General features: G+C 68.1%; 23 protein-coding genes and 2 pseudogenes. 16 read left to right on the top strand and 9 right to left on the bottom strand.

Annotation, left to right across the window (positions count from 1 at the left end; genetic code table 11):
• Positions 1–90 precede the first annotated feature (90 nt).
• From K3G64_RS08195 to K3G64_RS08170, 6 genes are all read left to right on the top strand, one after another.
• Entirely contained in the window at positions 91–1,575 is a 1,485-nt protein-coding gene (locus K3G64_RS08195; RefSeq protein ID WP_238890290.1) for a protein kinase family protein, read from the top strand.
• 37 nt (positions 1,576–1,612) lie between these two features.
• Positions 1,613–2,395 carry a crotonase/enoyl-CoA hydratase family protein gene (locus K3G64_RS08190; RefSeq protein WP_238950513.1) on the top strand — a complete coding sequence of 261 codons (783 nt, stop codon included), beginning with the start codon at positions 1,613–1,615 and terminating at the stop codon, positions 2,393–2,395.
• Positions 2,396–2,432: 37 nt separating this feature from the next.
• On the top strand, positions 2,433–2,627 hold the full coding sequence (locus tag K3G64_RS08185; RefSeq protein WP_238890289.1) for a hypothetical protein: 195 nt from the start codon (positions 2,433–2,435) through the stop codon (positions 2,625–2,627).
• Positions 2,628–2,650: 23 nt separating this feature from the next.
• Complete coding sequence (locus K3G64_RS08180) at positions 2,651–2,983, top strand: hypothetical protein (RefSeq protein WP_238890288.1); 333 nt, start codon at positions 2,651–2,653, stop codon at positions 2,981–2,983.
• 78 nt (positions 2,984–3,061) lie between these two features.
• A complete protein-coding gene (locus tag K3G64_RS08175) occupies positions 3,062–3,979 on the top strand; it encodes a helix-turn-helix domain-containing protein (RefSeq protein WP_238890286.1) in 918 nt (305 codons plus the stop codon).
• Between the two features lies 1 nt (position 3,980).
• Positions 3,981–4,502 (top strand): dihydrofolate reductase family protein, encoded by a 522-nt coding sequence (locus tag K3G64_RS08170; protein WP_238890284.1) that lies wholly within the window; start codon positions 3,981–3,983, stop codon positions 4,500–4,502.
• Here K3G64_RS08170 and K3G64_RS08165 read toward each other — a convergent pair.
• Together K3G64_RS08165 and K3G64_RS08160 are read right to left on the bottom strand one after the other, a co-directional pair.
• Positions 4,462–4,686, bottom strand: a complete 225-nt coding sequence (locus tag K3G64_RS08165) for a hypothetical protein (protein WP_238890283.1) — start codon at positions 4,684–4,686, stop codon at positions 4,462–4,464. The genes K3G64_RS08170 and K3G64_RS08165 overlap by 41 nt on opposite strands.
• A gap of 60 nt (positions 4,687–4,746) precedes the next feature.
• Positions 4,747–5,316 carry a TetR/AcrR family transcriptional regulator gene (locus K3G64_RS08160; RefSeq protein ID WP_238950511.1) on the bottom strand — a complete coding sequence of 190 codons (570 nt, stop codon included), beginning with the start codon at positions 5,314–5,316 and terminating at the stop codon, positions 4,747–4,749.
• Positions 5,317–5,730: 414 nt separating this feature from the next.
• Between K3G64_RS08160 and K3G64_RS08155 the strand changes: the two genes are divergently transcribed.
• Positions 5,731–7,566, top strand: a complete 1,836-nt coding sequence (locus K3G64_RS08155) for an acyl-CoA dehydrogenase (protein WP_238890281.1) — start codon at positions 5,731–5,733, stop codon at positions 7,564–7,566.
• Positions 7,567–7,570: 4 nt separating this feature from the next.
• Here the strand turns inward: K3G64_RS08155 and K3G64_RS08150 are convergent, their stop codons facing one another.
• Together K3G64_RS08150 and K3G64_RS08145 are read right to left on the bottom strand one after the other, a co-directional pair.
• Positions 7,571–9,046 (bottom strand): aldehyde dehydrogenase, encoded by a 1,476-nt coding sequence (locus K3G64_RS08150; RefSeq protein ID WP_238950509.1) that lies wholly within the window; start codon positions 9,044–9,046, stop codon positions 7,571–7,573.
• A 41-nt stretch (positions 9,047–9,087) separates the two neighbouring features.
• Positions 9,088–9,879, bottom strand: coding sequence for a class I SAM-dependent methyltransferase (locus tag K3G64_RS08145; RefSeq protein WP_238890279.1), 792 nt, complete (start codon positions 9,877–9,879; stop codon positions 9,088–9,090).
• Between the two features lie 34 nt (positions 9,880–9,913).
• Here K3G64_RS08145 and K3G64_RS08140 point away from each other — a divergent pair, with 34 nt between their 5' ends.
• The 4 genes and pseudogenes from K3G64_RS08140 to K3G64_RS25655 form a co-directional block, all read left to right on the top strand.
• A complete protein-coding gene (locus K3G64_RS08140; RefSeq protein WP_238890277.1) occupies positions 9,914–11,074 on the top strand; it encodes a glycosyltransferase family 4 protein in 1,161 nt (386 codons plus the stop codon).
• 40 nt (positions 11,075–11,114) lie between these two features.
• Positions 11,115–11,681 (top strand): DM13 domain-containing protein, encoded by a 567-nt coding sequence (locus K3G64_RS08135; RefSeq protein WP_238890269.1) that lies wholly within the window; start codon positions 11,115–11,117, stop codon positions 11,679–11,681.
• A 51-nt stretch (positions 11,682–11,732) separates the two neighbouring features.
• Positions 11,733–11,984, top strand: coding sequence for a hypothetical protein (locus K3G64_RS08130; RefSeq protein WP_238890267.1), 252 nt, complete (start codon positions 11,733–11,735; stop codon positions 11,982–11,984).
• A gap of 38 nt (positions 11,985–12,022) precedes the next feature.
• A pseudogene (locus K3G64_RS25655) lies at positions 12,023–12,622 on the top strand (phosphotransferase); the annotation flags it as partial.
• Between the two features lie 286 nt (positions 12,623–12,908).
• On the opposite strand, the gene K3G64_RS08120 reads toward K3G64_RS25655, so the two are convergent.
• Both K3G64_RS08120 and K3G64_RS08115 read right to left on the bottom strand, forming a co-directional pair.
• Positions 12,909–14,582, bottom strand: a complete 1,674-nt coding sequence (locus tag K3G64_RS08120) for a hypothetical protein (RefSeq protein ID WP_238890263.1) — start codon at positions 14,580–14,582, stop codon at positions 12,909–12,911.
• Positions 14,583–14,602: 20 nt separating this feature from the next.
• A complete protein-coding gene (locus K3G64_RS08115) occupies positions 14,603–15,799 on the bottom strand; it encodes a DUF3068 domain-containing protein (RefSeq protein WP_238890261.1) in 1,197 nt (398 codons plus the stop codon).
• Positions 15,800–16,063: 264 nt separating this feature from the next.
• Here K3G64_RS08115 and K3G64_RS08110 point away from each other — a divergent pair, with 264 nt between their 5' ends.
• From K3G64_RS08110 to K3G64_RS08095, 4 genes are all read left to right on the top strand, one after another.
• A complete protein-coding gene (locus tag K3G64_RS08110; protein WP_238950507.1) occupies positions 16,064–17,185 on the top strand; it encodes an acyltransferase family protein in 1,122 nt (373 codons plus the stop codon).
• A gap of 127 nt (positions 17,186–17,312) precedes the next feature.
• Entirely contained in the window at positions 17,313–18,227 is a 915-nt protein-coding gene (locus K3G64_RS08105; RefSeq protein WP_238890259.1) for a metal-dependent hydrolase, read from the top strand.
• A gap of 10 nt (positions 18,228–18,237) precedes the next feature.
• Complete coding sequence (locus K3G64_RS08100) at positions 18,238–18,432, top strand: ferredoxin (protein WP_370647123.1); 195 nt, start codon at positions 18,238–18,240, stop codon at positions 18,430–18,432.
• Positions 18,433–18,436: 4 nt separating this feature from the next.
• Positions 18,437–19,645 (top strand): NAD(P)/FAD-dependent oxidoreductase, encoded by a 1,209-nt coding sequence (locus tag K3G64_RS08095; protein ID WP_238890257.1) that lies wholly within the window; start codon positions 18,437–18,439, stop codon positions 19,643–19,645.
• An 11-nt stretch (positions 19,646–19,656) separates the two neighbouring features.
• On the opposite strand, the gene K3G64_RS08090 is transcribed toward K3G64_RS08095, so the two are convergent.
• Positions 19,657–21,450, bottom strand: a complete 1,794-nt coding sequence (locus K3G64_RS08090; RefSeq protein ID WP_238890255.1) for a thiamine pyrophosphate-requiring protein — start codon at positions 21,448–21,450, stop codon at positions 19,657–19,659.
• A gap of 127 nt (positions 21,451–21,577) precedes the next feature.
• On the opposite strand from K3G64_RS08090, the pseudogene K3G64_RS08085 reads away from it, so the two are divergent.
• Positions 21,578–23,066: pseudogene (locus tag K3G64_RS08085) on the top strand (phytoene desaturase family protein).
• A gap of 426 nt (positions 23,067–23,492) precedes the next feature.
• Here K3G64_RS08085 and K3G64_RS08080 read toward each other — a convergent pair.
• Together K3G64_RS08080 and K3G64_RS08075 are read right to left on the bottom strand one after the other, a co-directional pair.
• Positions 23,493–24,275, bottom strand: a complete 783-nt coding sequence (locus K3G64_RS08080; protein WP_238890253.1) for a class I SAM-dependent DNA methyltransferase — start codon at positions 24,273–24,275, stop codon at positions 23,493–23,495.
• 96 nt (positions 24,276–24,371) lie between these two features.
• Positions 24,372–25,838, bottom strand: coding sequence for an AMP-binding protein (locus K3G64_RS08075; protein WP_238890252.1), 1,467 nt, complete (start codon positions 25,836–25,838; stop codon positions 24,372–24,374).

Raw genomic sequence — 25,838 nt, 5'->3', positions numbered from 1 at the left:
TCGGCCCGGCGTTTGAGCGCCGTGGGGGATGGCAATCCGGGTGGCGACAAACCAGCCCGGTCTGATGACCGCCGAGCAGAAGTCGGAGCGATGGCGACAGGCGATGACGGAATCATTCCCGGGATGACGATCGCGGGGCGGTATCGGCTTCTCGCGCCCCACGGCCGCCGCCCGCTGTTGCGGTTCTGGCATGCCCTCGACGTCGGCACCGGACGGGACGTGGGTCTGAGCCTGGTCGACACCGCGGGCGAGCTGCCGGTGGAATTCGTGCACGAGATACTGGCCCGCACCATCCGGCTGCGCGGCCTGGGCAAGTCGGGTGTCGCGAAGGTGCTCGACGTGCTGCACACCGGTGCGTTCGGGGTGGTGGTGTCCGAGTGGGTCTGCGGCGGCAGCCTGCGCCAGATCGCTGACACCCGGCCTGCGCCCGCGACGGTGGCGACCATGATGCGGTCGCTGGCCGCAGCGGCCGAGGCGGCGCACCGCGCGGGGCTGGTGCTGTCGATCGACGATCCGGCGCGGTTGCGGGTCAGCGACGACGGGCACGTGGCGCTGGCCTTTCCGGCCACGCTGCCCGAGAGCACGTCCCGCTCCGATCTGCGCGGCATCGGATGTGCGTTGTACGCCGCGATGCTGCGTGAGTGGCCGGGGCCGGCCGCGCAGCCGCCCGAGCCGGCCGTCGTCGACCCCGGGATCCCGTTCCTGATCTCGACCACGACCGCCGCGCTGCTGCGTGACGACGGAGGAATCGCCAGTGCCGCAACACTTCTGACGCTGCTGGATCAGGCGGGTGTCGAGTCCGAGGCCGAGGAGTCCAGCTGCCGGATCATGGCGCCGCTGCCGCCGCCACTCCCAGGTGCCTACGCGGGTTTTCGCAACTTCGGGCCCGAGGAGGAGCGGGAGGCGGCCCGTCGCATCGTCATTCGCGGGGGACTGGGTGCCGCTGCGGCGATCGTGCTGGTGGCGATCCTGGCGCTCGGTTCGTCGCTCAACGGGTTCCTCGAAGCCAACGACGACACCGTCGCCATGGACGCCGATCAGCTAGGGCTGCAGCCCACGCAGCCGGCGCCCGAGCCGCCCGAGCCGACGAAAGCGGTCCGCGGAGTAGGCCCCGGCGAACGGGTGGCGCTGACGGGGGCGGGGGTCTTCTCGCCCGACGGTTCGCCGGACAGTCCCAACGATGCGGGGTTGGCGATCGACGGTAAGCCCGATACCGCGTGGGCCACCGACCGCTACTACGACGCTGATCCGTTCCCCAAGTTCAAACCGGGTGTCGGACTGGTGGTCTCGTTGCGCGAAGCGACATCGGTCAACGCCGTCACCGTGGAGCAGAACAGCACCGGTTCGATGGTTCAGGTGCGCGGCAGCGAAGGCCCCGATCCGAAGACGCTCGCCGACACCGTGGAGCTGACCCCGCCCATCCCCGTGGAACCCGGAACTACCCGGATTCCCGTTTCGGACGCGCGGCCGATGTCCCGGGTGGTGGTCTGGATAACGAAGCTCGGCTCCTCCGACGGTCAGAACCGCGCGGCGATCGCTGAGATCGGCGTGCACGCCGCGTCGGCACCCGCGTAGCTCGATGCCTGACTGATCCGAATGGACGGCCGTTACGATCACCCGCGTGAGTGACAACACCGAACCGGCCGTCCTGGTCGAACAGCGCGATCGCATCCTGATCATCACCATCAACCGGCCCCAGGCCAAGAACGCGGTCAACGCCGAGGTCAGCCGCGGCCTCGCCGACGCCATGGACCGCCTCGACGGCGAGGCCGGACTATCGGTCGGAGTGCTGACCGGCGCGGGCGGCTCGTTCAGCGCGGGCATGGACCTAAAGGCGTTCGCGCGCGGCGAGAACGTCGTGGTCGAGGGCCGCGGAATGGGGTTCACCGAGAAGCCGCCCGCCAAGCCGCTGATCGCCGCCGTGGAGGGTTACTGCCTGGCGGGCGGCTGCGAACTCGCGCTGGCCACCGACCTCATCGTGGCGTCAAAGGAATCGGCGTTCGGCATCCCCGAGGTCAAGCGTGGTCTGGTGGCAGGCGGTGGCGGCCTGCTGCGCCTGCCGCAGCGGATCCCGGAGGCGATCGCCATGGAGTTGGCGCTGACCGGTGACAACCTGTCGGCGGCGCGGGCCCACGATCTCGGCCTGGTCAACGTGCTCGCCGAGCCGGGTCAGGCGCTGGACGCCGCGATCGGGCTGGCGCAGAAGATCACCGCCAACGGTCCGCTGGCGGTGGCCGCCACCAAGCGGATCATCGTCGAGTCGCGCAACTGGAGTGACGACGAGCGGTGGGGCAAGCAGATGAAGATCCTGGCGCCGGTCTTCGCCAGTAACGACGCCAAGGAAGGCGCGATCGCGTTCGCCGAGAAGCGCGCGCCGAAGTGGACGGGCAGCTGACGGGTTTCAGCCGCCCCGTCATGGGCAACCGGTAGACGTGGACACGTTGACCCGGGTGCGGCACGCGCAGAAGCGGATCTTCAAGGCGCAACGACGCGTGGCGCTGGGGCAGGCCCTGTTCTGGCCCACGGTGGCGCTGGCGTCGCTCGGTGCGGCCGCGGTGGCCGCGCGGCACCGCAGCCGGGACACCGGTGGCGTTCCGTCGCCAGTCGACGGTCTGCCTCATCTGTGACCCCCCTTGCTAGGAGATAGCGCATGGCCGACAACGACCTGCCGATTGCCGACTACGACCAGCTGCCCATCACCGAACTGCGGCACCGCATCCGCGCACTTGACGAAGGGCAGCTGCGTGCGGTGTTCGAGCACGAGACCGAGCACGGCAACCGCATCCCGGTGCTCGAGGTGCTGCACGCGCGGTTGAAGGAACTCACTCACGGCGCCGAGCCGTCGGAGGGGGATCCGAGCAATGCCCCGGGGGTGACGGGCACGGCGGGTGGCTCACCGGTACAGGAGTCGACGGCCGCGGAGGGCAACACGCCCTTACGCCACGGCGTCGCCTACCAGACGCCGTCGCGCGGCAAGCCCTGACTCCTACAATGCCGGGCTCCTGAACGCAGCAGGAAACGTCATGTCCATCCGGCGCGGACGCGACCATACTCGGAAAGCGTGGGTCAGGAAGCGGGCCGGGACCGGCTGCGGGAACTGCTCGACGCCGTGGTCGCCGCCGACAACTCGGCCGTCGGCGACATGGCGCGCAGCACGTTCGCATCGGAGTTCCACTTCTCCCGGCAGATCCGGCGCCTGACCGGCGAGTCCCCCGCCGCGATGCGGCGCCGCATCATGCTGGAACGCGCGGCGTGGCGCCTCCACCGGGGTGAACCCGTAGCGGCGGTGGCGGCCGACGAGGGATGGTCGTCGGCCGAGGTGTTCTCGCGCGCATTCCGCCGCACCTTCGGGGTGCCGCCCTCCCGGGCCGCCGAGGTGCCGTTTCGTGCGGCCGCGCCCAACGGGTTGCACTTCCATCCCCCGCACTCGCTGTGGCTTGACGGCGCCGGCGACACGAAGGAGCCCGACATCTCGCAACTGATGGTGGCGCACGACGTCGCCGACACCGCCTACCTCATCGACCGGGCCACCGAACTGACCGACCGGCGATGGAATCAGGCGCTCTCACCCGGACAGGTCGTGCTCGACTGGGACGGACCCGAGCCGAGCGTCGGAGCAGTGCTCGGCGCGATCGTGTGGACCAAGCAGGTGTGGCTGGCCACGATTGAAGGCAGAGACCTCCCCGATCGTGCAGCGACGCAACCGGAGTCGACGTCGGCTGGACAGCTGGCGGTCCGGCACGCCGAGATCGGCGACCGGTGGACCGCGATGGTCTCCGAGTACACCGCCGAGGGGCGCCTCGGTGACACGGTCATCGACGCGCTGTGTGATCCGCCGGAGTCGTTCCAGCTGTACGGCATCGTCGCGCACGTGCTCACCTATGCCGCGCACCGGCGCAGTCTGGCCCGCGCGATGCTGACCCGACTCGGTGTGGACGTGCGACCCGGTGATCCGCTGGAATGGATGAGAGGCAACTGATTTGGCAACCGTGTACTACACCGCGTCCAGCCTCGACGGCTACATCGTCGACGAGGCAAACAGCCTGGACTGGTTGACCTCCCGCGACATCGACCAGACCGGGCCGTTCAACTACGACGAGTTCATCGCGACCATCGGCGCGGTCGTGATGGGGTCGGCGACCTACGAGTGGATCGCCGCCAACCACCCGGGCGCTTGGATGTACGAGCAGCCGTCGTGGGTGCTGACGCGGCGGCCGGGCATCATCGCCGACGCGCATCCGGTGCGGACGTTCGACGGCGCCGTGACCGAATTGCATCCGACACTGGTGGCCGCCGCTTCGGGCAAGGATGTCTGGGTGGTCGGTGGCGGCCACGTCGCCGCTCAGTTCGTCTCCGCCGGACTCGTCGACGAAATGATCGTCAGCTACGCGCCGTGTTCATTGGCCGGTGGTTCGCGGGTGCTTCCGGTGCGCTCGGAGTGGACACTGGTGGACTCGGCGGTCAATCGCGACTTCGTATGCGCCCGTTGGCGCAAAGCCTGAAAATCGGCCAAGTCTTCGGATCGGTGTCGTTTGGTGCCCAGGCGGCCGGGTCGGTGCGACCTTCTTGGCGTGTTGCTGCAACGCACCGCTTGCCCCGTTGCTCCTGCTCCACCGCCAGGTCGGCGAGTTCGTCACCGTCGTCGAGCTTTTCGCGCACCATCGGCCAGAACAACGTCAGCTCCATGTCGCGTCGCAGTGAGGTACCCGGCCGGGGGGTGTGAAACCGCGCGGCGAAGGGCGCCTGCTAGTGCGCCGACAACCCGTTGCGGCGAACGAATTCCCTTGCCTTGATCAGGAACTCGAGTTGTCCCGCGACATCGCGCAGCGGCGCCACCGCGCGGGTGGCGCGGCACAACACCACGGCACCCTCCAGTGCGGCGATGCAGGTGATCGCGAGCGCCGCGGCACCCGACTCGTCGAACCCGTCAGCGACGAACGCGCGGGTCAGCGCGTCGCGCCAGCGGCTGAAGATGCCGCCGGCCACGGAGGTCAGACGGGGCTCCTCGCCGGCGGCGCCGATGGCCGCCGCGACCACCGGGCAACCGGCGGTGAAGTCGCTCTCGAGGAGAAGTTCCTCCCAGAACACGACGAATTCGTGGACCAGATAGCGGCCACCCTTGGCCGCGGCTTCGTCGATGACGCCGGTGATCTCGTCGCCGGCGTACTGCAGGGCCTCGGTCAGGATCTGGTTCCGGCCGGCGGGGAAGTGGTGGTAGACCGATCCGCGAGGGGCGCCGCTGCGGACCAGCACCTCGTCGATCGTGACGCCGGCGGCACCGCGTTCTCGCATCAGCTCGGCGGCGCTGATCAACATCTTGGTGCGCGTGGAACCACGCGTGCTGGCGACTCCGGTCGCGGCGGACGACACGACAACCTCCAAGGGAAACGCGGTCAGGCTGCGCGGGGGCGCCGAAGCTGAGCCACCACCCAGCCGAGCGAGCGCGGGCGGGAACGGGACATCGGACGACGGCGGTCATGCACACGATGTGTGAACCGGTGACCGGCGACGTTGACCTCAATGATCCACATCGGGCGCCTCCCTGTCTATGACGACCAGCATAGAACGAGTAACACACGTGTGCAATAAATGTATTCCCAATCACAGCCGCGTCGGTCAATTGCTGGTGAGCGGCTCCGCCTGCGACCGCGAGAATCGTGATTATGCGATAGACCATAATTGCGCAGGCCACTACGCTCGGCTTCACCACGGTGCAGGCTGGAGGCGGACATGGGCCACTACAAGAGCAACGTGCGCGACCTGGAGTTCAACCTCTTCGAGGTCCTCGACCTCGACCGGGTGCTGGCGACTGGTGCGTTCGGCGACCTCGACGGGGACTCGGTGCGGCAGATGCTCGCCGAGGCGGCACGGCTTGCCGAAGGACCGCTGGCCGAGCCGTTCGCCGAGGCCGACCGCCACCCGCCGACCTTCGACCCCGCGGCGCACACGGTGAACCTGCCGGAGTCGTTCAAGCGGGCGTTCCGCGCCTGGCACGCCGGTGAGTGGTCCCGCGTCGGGATGCCGGAGGCCATCGGCGGCGTGCCGGCGCCGGCCATGGTGGAGTGGGCGATCAACGAGTTCGCGCTGGGGGCTCAGCCCGCCGCGTTCATGTACGAGGGCGGGCCGAAGATGGCCGATGTGCTCTACGAGATCGGCAACGCACAGCAGCGGCATTGGGCGGGGCTCATGATGGAGCGGGACTGGGGCGCCACCATGGTGCTCACCGAACCCGACGCCGGATCCGACGTCGGCGCCGGACGCACCAAGGCCGTCGCGCAGCCGGACGGGACCTGGCATCTCGACGGGGTGAAGCGCTTCATCACCAACGGCGACAGCGACGACCTCTTCGAGAACATCGTGCACATGGTGCTGGCCCGGCCGGAGGGCGCAGGCCCGGGCACCAAGGGGCTGAGCCTGTTCATGGTTCCGAAGTTTCACTTCGACCCCGAGACCGGCGACCTCGGCGAGCGCAACGGGGTCTTCGTCACCGGCCTCGAGCACAAGATGGGCCTGAAGGTCTCGGCGACCTGCGAACTGACGTTCGGTCAGCACGGGGTGCCTGCGGTCGGATGGTTGGTCAACGACTCCCATCACGGCATCGCCCAGATGTTCAAGGTCATCGAGTACGCCCGGATGATGGTGGGCACCAAGGCGATCGCGACGTTGTCGACCGGGTACCTCAACGCCCTCGAGTACGCCAAGACTCGCGTGCAGGGCGCCGACATGACGCAGATGACCGACAAGAACGCCCCGCGCGTGACGATCCTGCACCACCCGGATGTGCGACGGGCGCTGTTGACCCAGAAGTCCTACGCCGAGGGACTGCGGGCGCTGTACCTGTTCACCGCGGCACACCAGGACGTCGCAGCGGCGAAGGTGGTGTCCGGCGCCGACGCCGAGATGGCCGCCCGCGTGAACGATCTGCTGCTGCCCGTCGTCAAGGGCGTGGGGTCAGAGCGGGCCTACCAGTGCCTCACCGAATCCCTGCAGACCTTCGGCGGCTCGGGCTTCCTGCAGGACTATCCGATCGAGCAGTACATCCGCGACGCCAAGATCGACTCGCTGTACGAGGGCACCACCGCGATCCAGGCGCAGGACTTCTTCTTCCGCAAGATCGCCAGGGATCAGGGCGTGGCGCTGGCGCATGTGGCCGACCGGATCCAGCGGTACGTCGGCAGCGACGGGGGGCGTTCCGAACTCGGCGAAGCGCGTGCGCTGCTGGGCACCGGGCTGCACAACGTGCAGGCGATGGCGACCGCGATGACCGGTTACCTGCTGTCCGCGCAGGACAACGCCCGCGAGCTGTATCGCGTGGGGCTGGAATCGGTTTCGTTCCTGCTCGCGGTCGGTGACCTGCTCATCGGATGGTTGTTGCTCCACCAGGCCGAGATAGCGTTGGCGGCACTCGACGGCGACGTGGGCGACGGCGACCGAGCCTTCTACACCGGCAAGGTCGCCGCCGCGCAGTTCTTCGCCAAGAACAATCTGCCGCAACTCAGCGCGCAGCGTCGGATCGCCGAGAGCGTCGACCTGTCGCTGATGGACGTGCGCGAAGAGGCCTTCTAGCTAGCTAGTCCTCCGGGGTGTAGCCGAACGGCAGCAGCACGCTCTTGTGCTCGACGTAGGCCTCGATGCCCTCTGGGCCGTTCTCGCGGCCGATGCCCGAGTTCTTGTAGCCGCCGAAGGGTGCGCCCGGATCGAACGCGTACATATTGACCGCGTACGTGCCGGTGCGGATCTTCGACGCGACCTCCATCGCCTTTTTGTTGTCGGTGGTCCACACACTGCCGGCCAGGCCGTAGACCGAGTCGTTGGCGATGCGGATCGCGTCCTCCTCCGTCTCGTAGGGGATGACCGCCAGCACCGGGCCGAAGATCTCCTCCTGCGCGATCGTCATCGAGTTGTCGACGTCGGCGAACACGGTCGGCTGCACGAACCATCCGCTGTCCAGCCCCTCGGGGCGGCCGCCACCGGTCACCAACCGCGCGCCCTCGTCGACGCCCTTCTTGATGTAGCCCTCGACGCGCTCGCGCTGCTTCTCGCTGATCAGCGGTCCGATCGCGGCGTTGGGGTCGTCGGGAAGGCCGACCGGCATCGCGGAGATGAAGTTGGCGATCTTCTCGACGACCTCGTCGTAGCGCGAGCGCGGCGCCAGGATGCGCGTCTGCGCGACGCAGGCCTGGCCGCTGTTCATCACGCCGGAGAAGCCCAGCATCGGCAGCGTGGAGTCGAGGTCGGCGTCCTCGAGGATGATGGCCGCCGACTTGCCGCCCAGTTCCAGCGTGCACGGCTTTAGCCGGTCGGCGGCGATCTTGGCGACCTCCTTGCCGACCGCGGAACTGCCGGTGAACGTGTACTTATCGATCTCGGCGTTGGCGGTCAGCGCCCGGCCGGTCTCCGCGGCGCCGGGCACGATCGACAGCACGCCCTCGGGCAGGCCGGCTTCGGCGAACATCTCGGCCATCGCGAACACCGACAGCGGCGTCTCGGCGGCCGGTTTGAGCACCACGGTGCAGCCGGCGAGCAGCGCGGGGCCGAGCTTGTTGGCGGCCAGGAAGAACGGCACGTTCCACGCGGTGATGGCGCCGACCACCCCGATCGGTTCACGGATGACCAACGTCTGGCCGTAGATGCCGTCGCGGATCTCCTTCCACGCGAACTTGTCCGCGGCGCCGGCGTAGTACTGGAACGCCGACATCGCGGCGCCGTACTGCATCATGTCGACGATGGTCTGCGGCTGACCGGTCTCGGCGGCCAGCAGGTACTTCAGCTCAGCGCCGCGCTCCTCCATCAGCTTGGTGGCCGCACCCAGTACGGCAGCGCGTTCCTGCGGCGACATGTGCGGCCACGGGCCCTCGTCGAACGCCTTGCGGGCGGCCGCGCAGGCGGCGTCGACATCGGCCTCCTTGGCCAGCGGCACCCTGCCGACGACGTCACCGGTGGCGGGCGAGTGCACCTCGATGACCTCCGACGAGGACGGCTCGACCCACTTGCCGCCGATGAACAGCTTGTCCCATTCGGTCTTAAAGGCGACGGTCTGTGTCAACTTCATGCTCCTCGCGTGCGGTGTCGTGCCCGTCACACTACCTACGATCCGGGAAAAGTAGAACCTGTTGCAGTCGGCGGGGACAGGACCAGCACCAGGTTACTCACCAGGAACTCCCGCAGCATCGGCACGTCGGTCAGCCACCACGCCCATCGCGGGTGGTAGCGGGGGAAAGCGGCGACGAGCATCCCGGTGCTGGCCGCCCATTGCAGCCCGTCGGCCGCCGACACCGCGAACAGTGACGAGCCGTAGTTGTTCTTGGCCGGATGACCGTGCCTGCGGGCGTACCGCCGCGCCGCGCGGGCTCCGCCGAGGTAGTGCCACAGGCCCGTCTCGTGCCCGCCGAACGGGCCCAGCCACACCGTGTACGACAACACCGCCAAGCCGCCGGGCCTGGTCACGCGCAGCATCTCCCGGCCCAGCCGCCATGGTTGCGCGACGTGTTCGGCGACGTTGGAGGACAGACAGATGTCGACTGCGGCGTCGGCGAACGGCAGCGCCATCCCGGATGCCCGGACGTGGTGACCGGTGTCGACGGCGAGTCCAGGGCCTGCGTGCATCTCGGCCGGATCGGGCTCGACGCCGATGTAGTCGAATCCGCGCTCGCCGAAGGCCTTCGCGAAGTAGCCGGGTCCTCCGCCGACGTCCAGCACGGTTCGCCCGGTCGCCGGGGCGCCGGTGGCGGCGCACCACAGGTCGGCGACCAGTTCGGCGGTGTCGGCACCCAGCGCCCCGTAGAAGCGGGCCGGATCGCTGCGTTCGAAGCGGAACGCGCCGAGCAGGCGCAGCGACCGGGTCAGCGTCGCGCGGCGAGCGAACAGGTCGGTGACCACAGCGCGACCCTACGCAGCGACTAGTCTGGGGCGGATGTCTGCCCGCCCCCTCAAATCCGTGCTGTTGCTGTGCTGGCGCGACACGGGCCATCCGCAGGGTGGTGGCAGCGAGGCCTACCTGCAGCGTATCGGCGCGCAGTTGGTGGAGGCCGGCGTCGACGTCACGATGCGCACGGCCCATTACCCGGGTGCCGCGCGCCGCGACGTCGTCGACGGCGTGCGCGTCAGCCGGGGTGGGGGTCGCTACAGCGTCTACATCTGGGCCGGGCTGGCGATGGTGCTGGCCCGCGTCGGTCTGGGGCCGTTGCGGCGGGTCCGGCCCGACGTCGTGGTCGACACCCAGAACGGCATCCCGTTCCTGGCCCGGCTGGCCTACGGCCGTCGCGTCGCGGTCCTGGTGCACCACTGCCACCGCGAGCAGTGGCCGGTCGCAGGCGCGGTGATCGGACGGCTGGGCTGGTTCATCGAGTCGAGGCTGTCGCCGCGCGCGCACCGCCACAACCAGTACGTCACCGTGTCGCTGCCGTCGGCGCGCGATCTGACCGCCCTCGGCGTCGATGCGGGGCGGATCGCGGTGGTGCGCAACGGCCTGGACGACGCGCCTGCCGACACGCTGATCGGGTCGCGGTCGCCGGAGCCGCGGATCGCTGTGCTGTCGCGGCTGGTGCCGCACAAGCAGATCGAGGATGCGCTCGAGGCCGTCGCGACACTTCGGCGCCGGGTGCCCGGACTGCACCTGGACATCGTGGGCGGCGGCTGGTGGCGGCAACGCCTCGTCGACCACGCCGAACTGCTCGGCATCACCGACGCGGTGACCTTCCATGGTCACGTCGATGACGACGCCAAGCATCTTGTGCTGCAACGCTGCTGGGTTCATCTGCTGCCGTCGCGCAAGGAGGGCTGGGCGCTCGCGGTCATCGAGGCGGCCCAGCACGCGGTGCCGACCATCGGGTATCGGTCCTCGGGCGGGTTGACGGATTCGATCGTCGACGGGGTGACCGGGCTGCTGGTCGACGATCACGACGGGCTCGTCGACGGCCTGCAGCGGCTGCTGACCGATGGGGTGCTGCGTGAGCAACTCGGCGCCAAGGCCCAGATCCGCAGCGGCGAGTTCTCCTGGCAGCAGAGCGCCGACGCGATGCGCACCGTCCTGGAATCGGTGCACAGGCGACGTCGCGTCAGCGGGGTGTTCTAGTCCCTTGTAATGGGCGGCGAGGGCGCGCACACTCACTGCCATGGCGACGATCTTGAAATTTCTGCGCCGACCCGTCGTGCTCGCCGTAGTGGGACTGCTGGTAGTTGCCGCCGCTGTCGGCGCCTACTGGTTCCAGCCGTGGAAAGCCTTCACCGACACCACCGTCGACGAACCGTTGCCGACGGTCGCGGCGGCGCCTTCAGCAGAGCCGACGACCGGTGCCCCGACCGTGGTGGGCGAGGGTACGTTCGTCGGCCACGAACACGCCACCACCGGCGTCGCCAAGCTGCTGCGGTTGCCCGACGGTTCCCATGTCGTGCGGGTGGAGAACCTGGACACCAGTGACGGCCCGGATCTGATCGTGCTGCTGGCGGACGCCCCGGTGGTCGACGGTCCCGACGGCGGAAAGGCGTTCACGGCAGGCCGGTACGTCAACCTCGGCAAGTTGAAGGGCAACCGGGGTAGCGCCAACTACCCCGTGCCGGCGGACGTCGATGTCACCGGGCTGACGAGCGTGGGCATCTGGTGTGACCGGTTCGACGTGTCATTCGGCGCCGCACCGCTCGCCGGCCCCGGCAGTGCGGCGGACCGCAGCGCCGGTCAGTAAATCCGCTGCCCTTGTTTGACCCCGACAAAGCGGTTTGGCAAGTTGGCGGACATGCCTGACGCCGACGAACGCGATGGTCCGCCAGGAGATCACCGAGAGATACCGTCGGAACCGGCAGACTTCGACGCCGCGATCGTCCAGGGATTGATCAACACGAAGTATCCGGAGGTGGCCGTCGAGAGGGTCAGCGTCGTCGACTTCGCGCTGTCCACTGAGGGCGAGCAGCGGGTTCCACCGCACGGCGAATCACGCTCGACGTCGATTACGCAGAAAACACACCCGACCAGCTGCCACGGCGGCTGACGATCAAGGTCGCCCGTCCCGAACTGGGCGACCTCCCGTTGTACGACAACGAGGTCAACGTATACGCACACCTCGCAGACGAACTGCCTGTAGTGATGCCACGATGCGCCGGGGCGGCGCGCGACAAGTCGGCCAGCTCGTTCGCCCTGGTGATGGAGGACCTGCGAGCCAGGGGAGCACAGTTCCCCAACGTGCTCACACCCACCGAGGCCGAGGGTGTCAGAAGGCTGCTGGATCAACTCGCCACGCTGCACGCCCGCTACTGGCGATCGCCGCGATTCGACACCGATCTCTCATGGGTCCTGCCGCATACCAGCGGACCCATCCACGACCTGTTCACCGACGAGGCCGGCGTGCCCCTGCTCGTCACCTCCGAGGTGCAAAGCCGACAATTCAAACGCGAGTTGGTCGAATCGGTCGGCGAGACCGCCGAATCGCTGCTGCAGAAGGTGAATGCCGCTCGGGCTCACCAAGCCACGTTGCCGGGCACGCTGGTGCACGGCGACTGCCACATCGGCAATACCTTCGTCCTGCCCGACGGCCGCCCCGGCCTGCTGGATTGGCAGCTCACCGCCCGTGGCTACTGCATGCACGACATCAGCTACATCATCATCACCGCCCTGTCGGTGCGCGACCGCCGCCGGCACGAAGACGAGTTGATCGCCTATTACAGGCAGCGCCTCACCGAGGCCAGGCGTCACCGACGCCCCCTCGACCGAGGAACTTCGCTACGAACATCGCCTCGCTGTGGCGTGGTGCTTCTATATCGGCTGGCTCACCACCCCCCTGCAGAACTACGGCTGGGAAATCAACGTCGCCAACCAGATCAGAATTGCTACCGCCTACCGCGACCTCGACAGCAGGACGGCCTTGGAAGCGTTGCGGTAGCCTCCTGTCGCCTAGACGACATTGTGCCGCAGGTGCTCAGCCGCGTGCGCTGCGGCGCACACCCGCGGCGAGCCCCACCAAGCCGCCGATCAGGAGCGCCAGCCACGCCAGGTGCGCGGTCAGCACCAGCGCCCGGCCGCCGGCCCTCGGGGCTGAGCCGCCCACCCGGTACAGCGCGATGTCGTCATCCCGGTATGCCACCGGAAGCGTCAAAACCGCTGAGCGGCTGGGTGATTCGACGACCACCCAACCGACTCCGGCCTGCGCGAGCCGCTCTGCGCCCGCCCCGTCGAGCAGCAGATCCTGAACCGCCCGCGCCCGCTCGCCCTCACCCGGAACGGTGTGATCACCGACGTTGAGGTCGCCGGTCATCAGCACGTCGGCGCGCACCCAGCGCGGCAGCGGGTCGAGCACCGGCGCGTCGCCGGCCCAGGCGAACTGACGCATGCTGTCGACCGGCAGCACAGCCACCGGCCGCGGGTCCGCGTTGATCATCTCCGCGACCGCCGTCCATCCCGGCGGGTACTGCACCGCGCGCACACTGCCACCGACGCCCCAGGCCAAGTCGGGCAGCGTCGCGATCAGCGCCGTGCAGCACACCGCCGCCGTCGCGGCCGCGGGCACTCGTCGTACGGTCAGCACGGCCGCAGCTCCGGCCAGCGCATAACCCGGTACCGCAAGCGCGACCCACTTCTGCCCGTCGCGCACCACGCCGAGTCCCGGCAGCGTGCGGATCACCGCCTCGACGGCCGCTAGCCCGGAATCCGTCGCCATCAGCGCGGGCACCACCACCGCCCCGGCGCCGAGCAGCAGCAGCGGAACCGTCTGCGGTCGTCGCAGCGCCGTCGGCAGCCCGAGTATGACCACGCCGAGCAGCACCGCAGTCGCCACGATCGCGAAAAGCGTTGTCCGCGAGCCGGGTACCGCATCGGCGTTCCAGATGCCGCCCAGCCCGGCGAGGCTGAGCAGCGTCCCCAGCCCTGGCTCGGCCCGCGCGGCGAACGCCTCGACACCCTCGGCCTGTGACGACGACAGCGATCGCGCCATCACCGCGGCCGTCAGCCAGGGCAGCGCGGCCACGGCCGCGAATACGAGCGTCGCCGCAGCGCTGCGCCACCGAGCCAGACCCGCCCCCGGTGCGGCCACGCACACGAGCGCGACCGTCGCAGCCAGCATGACCCCGGTCGGCGTCAGCCCCGCCAGCGCGATCCAGAACGCCAGCGCACCCAGCGCCGACCACGACGCCCCGCCGCGCAACCGCAGCATCGTGGTCGCCACCCACGGCAGGCATCCGTATCCGACGAGCAGGCTCCAGTGCCCCTGCAGAAGCCGCTCGGCCACATAGGGATTCCACACCGCGACGGTCACGGCCACGCACTGGCCGGCGGGCCCGGCGTCCGGCAGCACGGCCGCGGACAGCCGGGCGGCGCCCCACCCGGCCAGCCACAACCCGCCGATCAGCAGCAGCTTGACCACCACACCGCCGTCGAGCAGCGCCGACGCCAGAGCGACGGCGAAGTCCTGCGGCAAGGCTCGCGGCGCGGCCTCGGACAGGCCCATCGCCGCGTCGGTGAGATAGGAGCGCGGCGTCGACACCGCGTCGCGCAGCAGCAGGTAACCGGGCGCCAGCAGCGGTGCGGTCACCGCCAGGCTGAGGAGCAGCGCATACGCGGGCGGAAACAGCCGGGCCACCGGTGGCCGTGCCCTCACGGGCTTGGTCGAGCGCGCGATCAGACCGGTCTGTCGGGAGGCAGGTCGGTGGGCCGCTGGGTCGGGATCTTCTCGGTCTTGGCCTCTGCGCCCGGCACCTTGATCCCTTGGGTGTCGAAGAAGCCGTGATCGGCCTCGTCGAGTCCGGGGTCGATCAACGTGGACTCGGCGCGCAGCGTGAACGACCCCAGCAGGGCGCCGCCGACCAGCAGCACCAACCCCGTCGCGGTGAACGTGATCGGCAGGATGCGGCCCCACAGCGCCACCCGGTCGCGCTCGTCGGCGGCGCTGGCCACCTGCGACTCGACGGTCTCCTCGTTGTAGGTGACGTCATAGTCGACGAACGTCACCTCCGGGTTGAGGGGTTCGCGGGCGTAGTAGTGGTAGCCGTGCTCCTGGCGCTTGACGATCGTGCCCGACACCGGGTCGACCCAGAAGGTGCGCTCGGCGGCGTAGTACCGCGACATGGTGATGGGCTCTTCGGGATCGCCGGGCAGTCCCCACATCGAGGCGCGCGCGGTCACCTCGCTGTCTGCGTCGTCGTCGTAGAGCGATGCGTACCGCACCGGTTCCACCAGTTCGCCCTCGGCGTCGTAGCCGACGTTCTGGCGGAACCGGTAGGTGGTCATCCCGTTGACGTCTTCCTCGCCGTCATAGTTCGCGTCGTAGGCCTGCTGCGCGATCGGGTCGAACACCGAATAGGTCTTCTTCTCCGTGTCGAACGGAAAACGGTAGGCGAGACCCTCGTGCGGCAGCGCGATGTTCGTCGGCGGCCTGTCGTCGTCGATGGCGCGCGGCTTCTGCACGGCACCGCCCGGGTTGCTCTCGCTGGATACCGCTTCGGCGGTCGAGCGGTTGACCGTCACGGTGTCGACCATCGCCAGCAGCAGACCGCCCTCCTGCTGCCTGTCGGTGCGCCGCAGCGTGCTGCCGACCTGCAGGGTGACCACGTCGGCGTTGGCGGGCGACTCCACGGTCATCTGCTCCTGCAGCGCCAACGGCACGTCGCGGTCGATGACGAAGCGTGGCGCGTTGAGCGAATTCGGGTCGAACGCCGTTCCGGTGCCCTCGCTTAGGAGCGTCTTGTCCAGGTCCAGCGGGATCTTGGCGATCTTGCTCTCGGTGTAGGTGGACAGCAACAGCGCGGCGATCAGCAGGGCTGCGCCCAACCCCAGAATTCCGCACGCTGCAATTCGCAGCGCCACTGCGCGGTTCAAACCGTGCCCTCCATCTGCCTGCTCTGACCCTGCCCGTCGGGCCGGGGGTTCCCCCACGCGTCCGCGGATTCAACCTGCAGTGCACCCGCCAAACCGGTTCGACCCTAACAGCCGACTCTAAGGTCGTCGTTTACTCCGGAGTGCTTGTACCCGGGGCATGCCGACCACCCGTAGTCAGGCGGTTTGCCTGCGCGCGGCACACTGATCGTCGTGACGGATGCGGAAGTGGGCGGAACCCGCGGTTTCCTGCCCGCAGTCGAAGGCATGCGGGCGTGCGCGGCCGTCGGCGTCGTCGTCACCCACGTCGCGTTCCAGACCGGTCACACCGGCGGCATCAGCGGCAGGCTGTTCGGCCGGTTCGACCTCGCCGTCGCGGTGTTCTTCGCGCTGTCGGGTTTCCTGCTGTGGCGCGGGCACGCGGCGGCCGCAAGGGGCCTTCGGCCGGTTCCGCCGACGGGTCATTACCTGCGCTCGCGGATCGTGCGGATCATGCCCGGATACCTGGTGGCGGTCGTGGTGATCCTCGCGCTGCTGCCAGAGACCTCCGATTCGCGCGCCGATCTCACGGTGTGGCTGGCCAACCTGACGCTCACCCAGATCTACGTTCCGCTGACGCTGACCGCGGGACTTACGCAGATGTGGAGCCTGTCGGTCGAGATGGCGTTCTATCTCGCCCTGCCGCTGCTGGCCCTGCTGGTGCGCCGGGTGCCGGTGCGGGCCCGGATCCCGGTGCTCGCGACGGCTGCGATCGCCAGCCTCGGCTGGGCGGTGATTCCCCTGCAGGCGCCCGACGGCGTCAACCACCTCAACTGGCCGCCGGCCTTCTTCTCGTGGTTCGCCGCGGGCATGCTGCTCGCGGAGCTGACGGTGACGCCGGTCGGTTGGGCGCACCGCCTTGCGCGGCGCCGCGTGCTGATGGCCGCGATCGCGGTGGCGGCGTTCCTGGTCGCGGCCTCGCCGCTGGCCGGCCCCGAGGGCCTGACCCCGGGCACGGTCGGCCAGTTCACCGTGAAGATCGCGATGGGGGCGGTGGTGGCGGGCGCGCTGCTGGCGCCGCTGGTGCTCGACCGCCCAGGCACCCCGCACCGGCTGCTGGGCAGCCCGATGATGGTGACGCTGGGGCGGTGGTCCTACGGACTGTTCATATGGCACCTGGCCGCTCTGACCATGGTTTTTCCGGTGATCGGGGAGTTCCCGTTCAACGGGCACATGCCGGTGGTGCTGCTGCTGACCGTGGTGTTCGGGTTCGCGATCGCCGCGGTGAGCTATGCTCTGGTGGAGTCACCGTGCCGGGTTGCGTTGCGGCGCTGGGAGTTTCGGCACGACCGTCCGGTGCCGCCGCTGGACTCCTCGGTCAGCGGCGACGCTGAGCCGATCGCTCGCTGAGTACGGGCAGAGAACCGGCCGAGGGACGTATACCGAACGGTAACCGTGGGTAAGCCGGTGTGTGGGCGGTCACAGCGCGGACCGCTGCTGCACCGAGATCGGACCGCCGCACAGGGAGGGCACAGGCATGCCAGAAGTCCAGACGCACCATGACGGGTATCCCAAGTATCGCCGGATGGTCCGCTTCGACTGGTCGGAAACGCCGATTCACTGGGTGCCCGGCGATCCGTACGTCACCCACATGGTGAACGTCCTGCACCTGCTGTTGCCCGAGGGCGAGCGGCACTTCATCAAGGCCATCCTGGAAGCGTCGTCGCTGGTCGACGACCCCGAGCTGGAGGCGGCGATCAAACCGTTCATCCAGCAGGAGTCCTGGCACGCATGGGCGCACCAGGTCGTCCTGGATCACCTGGCCGAGCAGGGCATCGACACCAAGCCCTACACCGATCGGCTCGGCCGGATGTTGTCGGCGACCCTGGGTGATCCGCCGAAGTACCTGCCGCAGCGCCTGCACCGGTGGTGGTTGTACCGCCGGCTGGCCGACGTCGCCGCGCTGGAACACTTCACGGCCGTGATGGGCCAATGGGCGCTGGACAACCGCGGACTCGAGCGGGCCGGCGCCGACCCCGTCATGCTGGATCTGCTGCGCTGGCACGGTGCCGAGGAGGTCGAGCACCGCGCGCTGGTCTTCGACGTCTACCAGCATGTGTGCGGAAGCTACCTGATCCGTGCCTTCTCGATGCTGATGACCGCGCCGCTGTTCGTCGGCTGGTGGATCGCAGGCGCGCGTTACCTCATGAAGCAGGATCCGACGATCGACACCAAGTGGCGGTTGCGGGACTGGCTGCGGGCGGCGCGCCGGGACCGGCTGCCGGGTCCGTGGAGCCTCTTCGGCAAGACGCCCATCCGGTACATGAAGCGTGGACATCATCCGAGCCACGAGGGCAACACCGAGATGGCGATCAAGTACCTCGACTATTCCCCGGCTGCCCGCGCCGCCCGTGAGCGGGCGCAGGCGGGTCGTCAGCCGGCGGGCGTCTGAACGGGAGGCGATGATGAAGGTTCGGGTCGATTTCGACACGTGCGACGGCAACGCCGTCTGCATGAGCATCTGTCACGAAGTGTTCGAACTGGACGACGACGGGGTGCTGCACGTGCACCAGGACCGTCTCACCGACGAGTTGCACACTCAGCTCAAGGGAGCCGAGAAGTCCTGTCCCACGCAGGCGATCAAGGTCGAGGACTGAAGCGATGGCGTCTGATCGTGCGCTGACAAACGTCGTCGTCGTCGGCACGGGGGTCGCGGGCACCGCCGCGGCAGAGGAACTCCGCCGGTCGGGCTACGACGGCGAGCTGACCATCGTGGGCGCGGAACGGCATGCGCCGTACCATCGGCCCCCGTTGTCGAAGAAGATGCTCGCCGGCACGGTACATCGGGCCGGTATCGACCTGGCGCCCAACCTGGACGTCGGAGCACGGGTGTTACGGGAAACCTCGGCGGTGGGCCTGGACATGGCTTCGCGGACCGTTCGACTGCGCGACGGCGACACTGACACGTCGCTGGAATACGACGGTCTCGTCATCGCCGGGGGCGCCGTGCCGAGGCCATGGCCGGGTGGCGACGTTCCCGGCGGGGTGTTGCTGCTGCGGACGGTCGAGGACTGCCTGGCCATCCGGGAGCGCCTCGCGTCGCGGCCTCGCGTCGCGGTGATCGGCGGCGGTTTCATCGGTGCGGAGGTGGCCGCCACGTGCCGGCTGCTCGGCCTCGACGTGGTGCTGATCGACAAGGGCGACGCGCCCCTGCAGTCCGCGCTCGGACACGAGATGGCGCAGTGCTGGGGCCGGTTGCATCGCGCCCACGGCGTGGACCTGCGGACCGGCGTGAGCGTCGACGCGTTCGTGGGCGACGGTCAGGTCGAGGCGGTCCGGCTCTCGGACGGCTCGACGGTGCCCGCCGATCTGGTGGTGGTCGGCCTTGGGGTCCGGCCGGCCACCGACTGGCTCGAGGGCTCGGGAGTTCCGGTCGACAACGGAGTGCTCTGCGGCGCCAACGGTGCGGTCGACGGATGCAACGACCTGGTAGCCGCCGGAGACATCGCGCGATGGTGGCATCCACGCTACGAGCGACACGTACGCATCGAACACTGGGAGCATGCCCGCGGCCAGGGCGCCACTGCCGCCCGCACACTGCTGGCGGGCCCGCAGGATGGCCCGGCGTTCGACGAGCTGCCCTACTTCTGGTCCGACCAGTACGACGTCAAGCTGCAGATGCTCGGTACGCCGATGGAGTACGACGCGGTGAGCGTCATCGACGGCGATCCGGGCACGTGGGAGTTCGTGGCCGCATATGGGCGCAACGGCCGGACGGTTGCGGTGCTGAGCACCGTTCCCGGGCGCGTGAACGACTACCGCGACGCGATCGCGGCGGGCGCGGAGTTCCCACCCCGGCCGGCGGCGTAGGAAGACCACCCTCAGCCGTTCTTGTGCGGCATGAACTCCTGCGCCTTGGTCTTGAGGCCGGTCACGATGAAGCCCCAGCTGTCCTCGTCGCCCTTGAGCACGGCCGACGCCGCCGCTTTGGCCTGATCCCATTGTGCGTGCGGCGGAATCGGGGGCATGTCGGGATCGGTGAACACGTCCAGCACGGTCGGACGGTCGGCCGCCAGCGCGTCGCGCCAGGCATCGGCCAACTCCTCCGGATCCTTCACCCTCATCGCGTTCAGGCCGAGCCCGGCCGCGAACGCCGCATAGTCGACGTCTGGAAGGTGTTGGGATTCCTTGAACTTCGGCGCACCGGACATGGCCCGCATCTCCCACGTCACCTGGTTGAGGTCGTTGTTGTGCAGGATCGCGACGATCAGCCGGGGGTCATCCCATTGCTCCCAGTAGCGCTTGACGGTGATGAGCTCGGCCAGCCCGTTCATCTGCATCGCGCCGTCGCCTTCGAACACGATGACCGGCCGGTCCGGCTTGGCGAACTTGGCGCCGATGCCGTACGGCACACCGGGTCCCATCGTCGCCAGCGTCCCGGACAACGATCCGCGCATGTCGTCGCGGAACCGCAGCAGGCGCGCGTACCAGTTGGCGGCCGAGCCCGAGTCGGCCGCAACGATCGCGTTACCGGGCAGCTGCGGGGAGAGCTCGGCGAACAGTCGCAGCGGATTGATCGGGTTCGCGCTGACCATCGCCTCCTTGTGCATGGTCTCCCACCACCGCGCCACGTTCGACTCGATGGTCTCCCGCCATGACCGGTCGGCCTTGCGCTGCAGATGCGGAATCAGCGCGCGCAGAACGGCTTTCGCGTCGGAAACCACATTGACCTCGTACGGATACCGCATGCCGATCATCTTGGCGTCGATGTCGATCTGCACCGCACGAGCCTGGTCGAGCTCGGGTAGGAACTGTGTGTAGGGGAAGCTGGACCCGACCGTCAGCAGCGTGTCGCAGTCGCGCATCAACTCGTAGGACGGCCGGGTGCCCAGCAGACCGATCGACCCGGTGACCCAAGGCAGCTCATCGGAGAGCACATCCTTGCCGAGCAGCGCCTTGGCGGCACCTGCCCCCAGCAGTTCGGCCACTTCGGCCACTTCGGCGTGGGCGCCGCGCGCACCCTGGCCGACGAGGATCGCCACCTTGTGTCCGGCGTTGAGCACCTCGGCGGCGCGGGCGATCGCCGCGTGGTCGGGAGCGGGCGTCGGCCACTCGATACCCAAACTGGACGGCACCATCTTGAATTCGTGCGTAGGCGGGGAGTACTCGAGTTCCTGTACGTCGGACGGGATGATCACCGCGGTCGGCGCATGCTCGCTCATCGCGATACGGATGGCGCGGTCGAGCACGTTGGGCAACTGCTCGGGCACCGTCACCATGTGGACGTAGTCGCTGGCGACGTCCTTGTAGAGGCTCAGCAGGTCGACCTCCTGCTGGTACGAGCCGCCCATCGCGCTGCGATTGGTCTGACCGACGATCGCCACCACCGGAACGTGATCGAGCTTGGCGTCGTAGAGGCCGTTGAGAAGATGGATGGCGCCGGGGCCCGACGTCGCCATGCAGACGCCGACCTTTCCGCTGAACTTGGCGTAGCCCACGGCCTCGAACGCGCTCATCTCCTCATGCCGGGCCTGAATGAACATCGGCTTGTTTTCGGCACGGCCGAACGCGGCGAGTATCTCGTTGATCCCGTCGCCCGGGTAGCCGAACACATGCTCGACCTCCCATGCCCGCAGGCGATCGAGGAGGAAGTCGGCGACCTTTTGCCTGGACATGAGTCTCCTTTTCGGTCCGATCGGCGGCGTACCCGCTCTGCGCGGGTCATACGCAACGATTCCCGGTGAATCGCAGGAGGCGGGCGCGATCTTGTTTGACCGCGAGCTGACGTGCAATGTCTCTGTCGTGAACAGCCCGGTCGATGTCGTGGTGGTGGGATCTGGACCGAACGGCCTCGCGGCCGCCGTCATCTTCGCCGCGGCGGGCCTGTCCGTCACGGTCGTCGAAGCCCAGTCGCAAGCCGGGGGCGGCGCCCGCACCGAGGAACTCGACCTCGGAGTGCCGCTGCGACACGACCTCTGCTCGGCCGTGCATCCGATGGCGGCCGCATCACCGTTCTTCCAGGCTTTCGGGTTGACCCAACGCGGTGTCGAGTTCGGGTGGCCCGACGTGTCCTACGCCCACCCGCTCGACGACCAGCCCGCGGGTATCGCGTACCGCAGCCTCGAGCGGACCATCGAGGAACTCGGCGGAACCCGCAGCGGCGAAGGGCGGACGTGGCGCCGGGTGATGGCCCCGCTCGTCGGGGAGGTCGACACCGTTCGCGACATCGGGCTGTCCGACATGCGTCGCCTGCCGGCCTCGGCGCTCACCCGCAAGGGCCTACTGGCTGCGGCCACGATGGTGGGACGTGCGCTGGAGTTGGGGACCGCGGCGTGGGACCGGCTCATCGACGCACCGCGCTGCGGCGCGATGCTGACCGGTGTCGGCGCGCACGCCAACACGGCGCTGCCGTCGTTGGCCGGCGCCGGAACGGCTCTGCTACTCGGCTCGCTGGCGCACGCGCCGGGGTGGCCGCTACCAATCGGCGGGAGCCAGGTGATCACCGATGCGCTGCTGGCCGATCTGCGGGCACGGGGCGCCACGGTCGCGGTGGACCGGCCGATCGAGAACGCCGCTCGTTGCCGCCGGCACGGGTCTACGTCTTCGACACCTCGGCGTGGACACTGGCCGAGGTGTTCGGCGACCGCCTCTCCGCGCGATATCGCCGGGCGCTGCGCCGGTTCGAGCCGGGCAACGGTGTGACCAAGGTCGATTTCGCGCTGTCGGAGCCGGTGCCGTGGACGGACTCGCGGATCGGGGCCGCAGGCACGGTTCACCTCTGCGGCGACCGCGCGCAGATGAAGCGCGCGGAGGCGGAGACGTCGGTGGGCAGGCACGCCGACCGACCGATGATGCTGCTGAGTCAAGCGGCCGTGGTGGACCCGACCCGCATCGGCGCCGGCGGCGCGCGTCCGCTGTGGACGTACGCTCACGTCCCCAACGGGTCCACTCGTGACATGACCTCGACGATGGTCGATCAGATCGAGGGTACGCCCCGGCATTCCGGGATGTGATCATCGGATCGAGATGTATTCCAGCGGCCGACATGCAACACCACAATGCCAACTACCGCGGCGGCGACATCGCCGTCGGTCAGGTGTCGTTGTTCCGGATGGCCGCCCGGCCCGTCGCCAAGTGGAATCCCTACCGGGCTTCGCTGCCCAACGTCTACCTCTGCTCGGGCGCCACGCCCCCAGGCCCTGGCGTGCACGGGATGTCGGGCGTGCACGCCGCGCGTCGGGTGCTCAAACAGCACTTCGGCGTCCGCAGCATGCCTGACGTCGGTCCGTGACAGCAACCGTTGCGATTGCCGGTGATCATCTTCCTGTGCTTATCCGCAGAGTGAGTGGATGTCGATGGAATTCTTGGATCGCGGCCCAAGGGTGGTGCGCGCGATCTACCGCTGACGCGATGATGATCACGCCAGCACCCGTCACTAATACTGGACCGTCACATCAAGAAAATCCTGCGAGTGGGCAACAGATTCCGTAATTTCGACAACTACCGGCTGCGTCACTCACTGCATTGCGGAATTCTGACAACCCCCGACACCACTACGAGCAACAGTATGACGCTAAGCTGCGTGGAAGCTTACTGTGCCTCCACGTGAGCATGCTTAGCGGCGGCGGAAAGTGTCAAGACTTTTATTGGCTTCGTTCCTTGAAGCGGCGACGTAGGTTCACGTGTAACTTGACGCGCCAAACCCCAAGATGGCTAACTAGTCCTCGATGCCGTGCATTTCCAGGAAGTCATCCGGGATAGATGCTGTCATCCGTCCAACCAGAGCGTAGTAGAAAAGCTGCTCACCTTCCATGGATAGGCGATGCCGGTACAGCTCAAGGTGATATACATCGAGATACTTTGAAAAGATGAGCTTCCGTACCAGCTGCGCAAATCCCGTTTGTTCAGTGTGCTCTAGAAACGACTTCTTGATATTGAACGCCAGCCAGCCATCCGTGCGTATCAGCTTGAGGGCGTTGAAGAATGCACGCGGCGGGATGTCGCCAAAACCAAGTGCGGCAACACACGCCAGGCAGTCAAAATGCCACTCCCGTAGCTCTTCAAGAAGATCGCAATCGACGTCGGTTAAGTCCGCGACGTAGTATGCGTCATACGCGGCGGGTCGGTCCCGGTATGCGGCGTGGCGGGCCTCCGGAATAATATCTATTCCGACAAGTCGGGAAATTCCGTCCTGTTTCAAGAGGTCGCCCATCATTCCATTGCCGGCACCCAAATCGAGCACACGCAAACCGTTAACAGGCTCGCGGACAGTTTCCAGAGCGCGGCGCAGGAGTTCCATGACTTTGTGAGGAGAATTACACCTGAGCCGGTCGTAGAATAGTTCCTCATACAAGCCTGGTCTTTTGTAGATTTCGGCGTAGTCATGGAACCGTATGGATCGTGACTCGCCGTTCTCGATCAGTCTGAAATAAACCTCGTCTTGGCTCAGTGTTTCCGAGTTAGCAGCGGGAAACTGAATACGGTGTGTCTGACGGGTCATACCGACAAGTCTAAGCCCAGGCGTTCTGGAAATAATCGTGGGTGCGTCATGAGTATTGAGAGTGGCCCTGCGCCCCAGCCCCCATACGGTCTAGCTTTATTGCGCGGCCCGCCGCGCGAGGACCATTTCCCGTACCGCGGACCGCCGTGCTTTTCCGGCGTCGTCGCGCAGCGGCGAGTCGGTGAGCTCGACGCTGCGCGGCACCTTGTGTCGTTCGATGCGCCCGGACAGGAAGTCGATGACCTCGGCTTCGTCGATGCCCTCTGCGTGCACGAGCGCGTGCGGGACCTGACCGAGATCGTCATCGGGCAGCCCGACCACCAGACAGGACAACACCTTCGGGTGCGCTGAGAGCGCCGACTCGATCTCGGCGGGATAGACGTTGCGGCCGCCGACGGTGAACATGTCGACGCGGCGGTCGTTGAGGTAGAAGTAGCGGTCGGCTCCAAAATCCCGGTAGTAGCCGAGATCGCCCAGCGATTCCCACCCGTCGCGCGCCTTGGCGGTGGCGCCGACGTAGCGGTAGGTCGGCCTGCTGCCGGGGCTCGGGCGCATGTAAATCTCGCCGACCACGCCCGGCGGGCACTGGTTGCCGTCGTCGTCGAGCACCCTCATCTCGCCGGTCACCACGACGCCGACCGAGCCGCGGTGGGTCAGCCACTGGTCACCGGAGATGAAGGTCAACGCCTGTAACTCGGTGCCGCCGTACAACTCCCACACGGCCTCCGGTCCAAGGATGTCGATCCACGCCTGCTTGACAGCAGGCGGGCAGGGTGCGGCCAGGTGCCAGAACCGCCGGATCGAGGACAGATCGTAGGTGTCGGGCTCGGCCCGGTAGACGGGCAGGAGGCGCTGCATGATCGTCGGCACCGTCGCCAGGAACGTCACCCGGTGCTCGGTGACCAACCGCAGGAACTCGTGCGGATCGAAGCGCTGCATGAGAACCAGGTGATGACCCTGCACCAGACCGATCGCGAAGGTGGTGAATCCGGTGTTGTGACTCAGGGGCACCGAGACGAGGTTGACGTCGCCCTCCCGCGCCCCGAGCGGGTAGCCGGCCGCAGGCGGGAAGCGGCCGTCGCCGCCGGCCTCGATCAGCTTGGGCCTTCCGGTGCTGCCACCGGAGGCCATCGCCTTGAACACCGGGGACACGCTCTCCGGCAAGGCGGCGTCGGACAGACGCGTGTCGGGCTCGAAACCTGTTGGCACATGGCGTGTTCGACCGGTCGGGTCCGCGCGGCCCACGACCAGGGCCCGCGGCGTGAGTTCGAGCAGCCCGGCGAGTTCGGCGTCGGGCAGGCGCGGCGACAGCGGCTGCGGGATCGCTCCCAGCTTCCACGTCGCCAGCACCGCCTGTACCCATTCGATCGAGTTGGGCAGCACTATGGTCACGTAATCGCCTTGGCACACGCCGAGTTCGGCGTAGGCGCGGGCGAGCCGGTTGGTCGACGCGTCGAGTTCGCCGCGGCTCAGCGTGACGCCCTCACAGGTGAGCGCCGGGGCGGCCGGTGCCGCCTGCGCGAGCAGCGCCGTCTGCGTGCCGATGGGTGGGACGCCGGCCAT

Origin of the sequence: Mycobacterium sp. IDR2000157661 (assembly GCF_022317005.1) — a bacterium.
Classification (GTDB): Bacteria; Actinomycetota; Actinomycetes; order Mycobacteriales; family Mycobacteriaceae; genus Mycobacterium.
The sequence above is the reverse complement of the archived record's forward strand: the minus strand, read 5'-3'. Positions and strand labels throughout refer to the sequence as shown.

Bases quoted from the DNA above. Each gene is read 5' to 3' on its own strand.
- K3G64_RS08195 (WP_238890290.1), top strand. From the start codon at position 91: ATGGCGACAGGCGATGACGGAATCATTCCCGGGATGACGATCGCGGGG.
- K3G64_RS08180 (WP_238890288.1), top strand. From the start codon at position 2,651: ATGGCCGACAACGACCTGCCGATTGCCGACTACGACCAGCTGCCCATC.
- K3G64_RS08165 (WP_238890283.1), bottom strand. From the start codon at position 4,686: ATGGAGCTGACGTTGTTCTGGCCGATGGTGCGCGAAAAGCTCGACGAC.
- K3G64_RS08160 (WP_238950511.1), bottom strand. From the start codon at position 5,316: ATGTTGATCAGCGCCGCCGAGCTGATGCGAGAACGCGGTGCCGCCGGC.
- K3G64_RS08155 (WP_238890281.1), top strand. From the start codon at position 5,731: ATGGGCCACTACAAGAGCAACGTGCGCGACCTGGAGTTCAACCTCTTC.
- K3G64_RS08140 (WP_238890277.1), top strand. From the start codon at position 9,914: ATGTCTGCCCGCCCCCTCAAATCCGTGCTGTTGCTGTGCTGGCGCGAC.
- K3G64_RS08135 (WP_238890269.1), top strand. From the start codon at position 11,115: ATGGCGACGATCTTGAAATTTCTGCGCCGACCCGTCGTGCTCGCCGTA.
- K3G64_RS08130 (WP_238890267.1), top strand. From the start codon at position 11,733: ATGCCTGACGCCGACGAACGCGATGGTCCGCCAGGAGATCACCGAGAG.
- K3G64_RS08110 (WP_238950507.1), top strand. From the start codon at position 16,064: ATGCGGGCGTGCGCGGCCGTCGGCGTCGTCGTCACCCACGTCGCGTTC.
- K3G64_RS08105 (WP_238890259.1), top strand. From the start codon at position 17,313: ATGCCAGAAGTCCAGACGCACCATGACGGGTATCCCAAGTATCGCCGG.
- K3G64_RS08100 (WP_370647123.1), top strand. From the start codon at position 18,238: ATGATGAAGGTTCGGGTCGATTTCGACACGTGCGACGGCAACGCCGTC.
- K3G64_RS08095 (WP_238890257.1), top strand. From the start codon at position 18,437: ATGGCGTCTGATCGTGCGCTGACAAACGTCGTCGTCGTCGGCACGGGG.
- K3G64_RS08090 (WP_238890255.1), bottom strand. From the start codon at position 21,450: ATGTCCAGGCAAAAGGTCGCCGACTTCCTCCTCGATCGCCTGCGGGCA.
- K3G64_RS08080 (WP_238890253.1), bottom strand. From the start codon at position 24,275: ATGACCCGTCAGACACACCGTATTCAGTTTCCCGCTGCTAACTCGGAA.
- K3G64_RS08075 (WP_238890252.1), bottom strand. From the start codon at position 25,838: ATGGCCGGCGTCCCACCCATCGGCACGCAGACGGCGCTGCTCGCGCAG.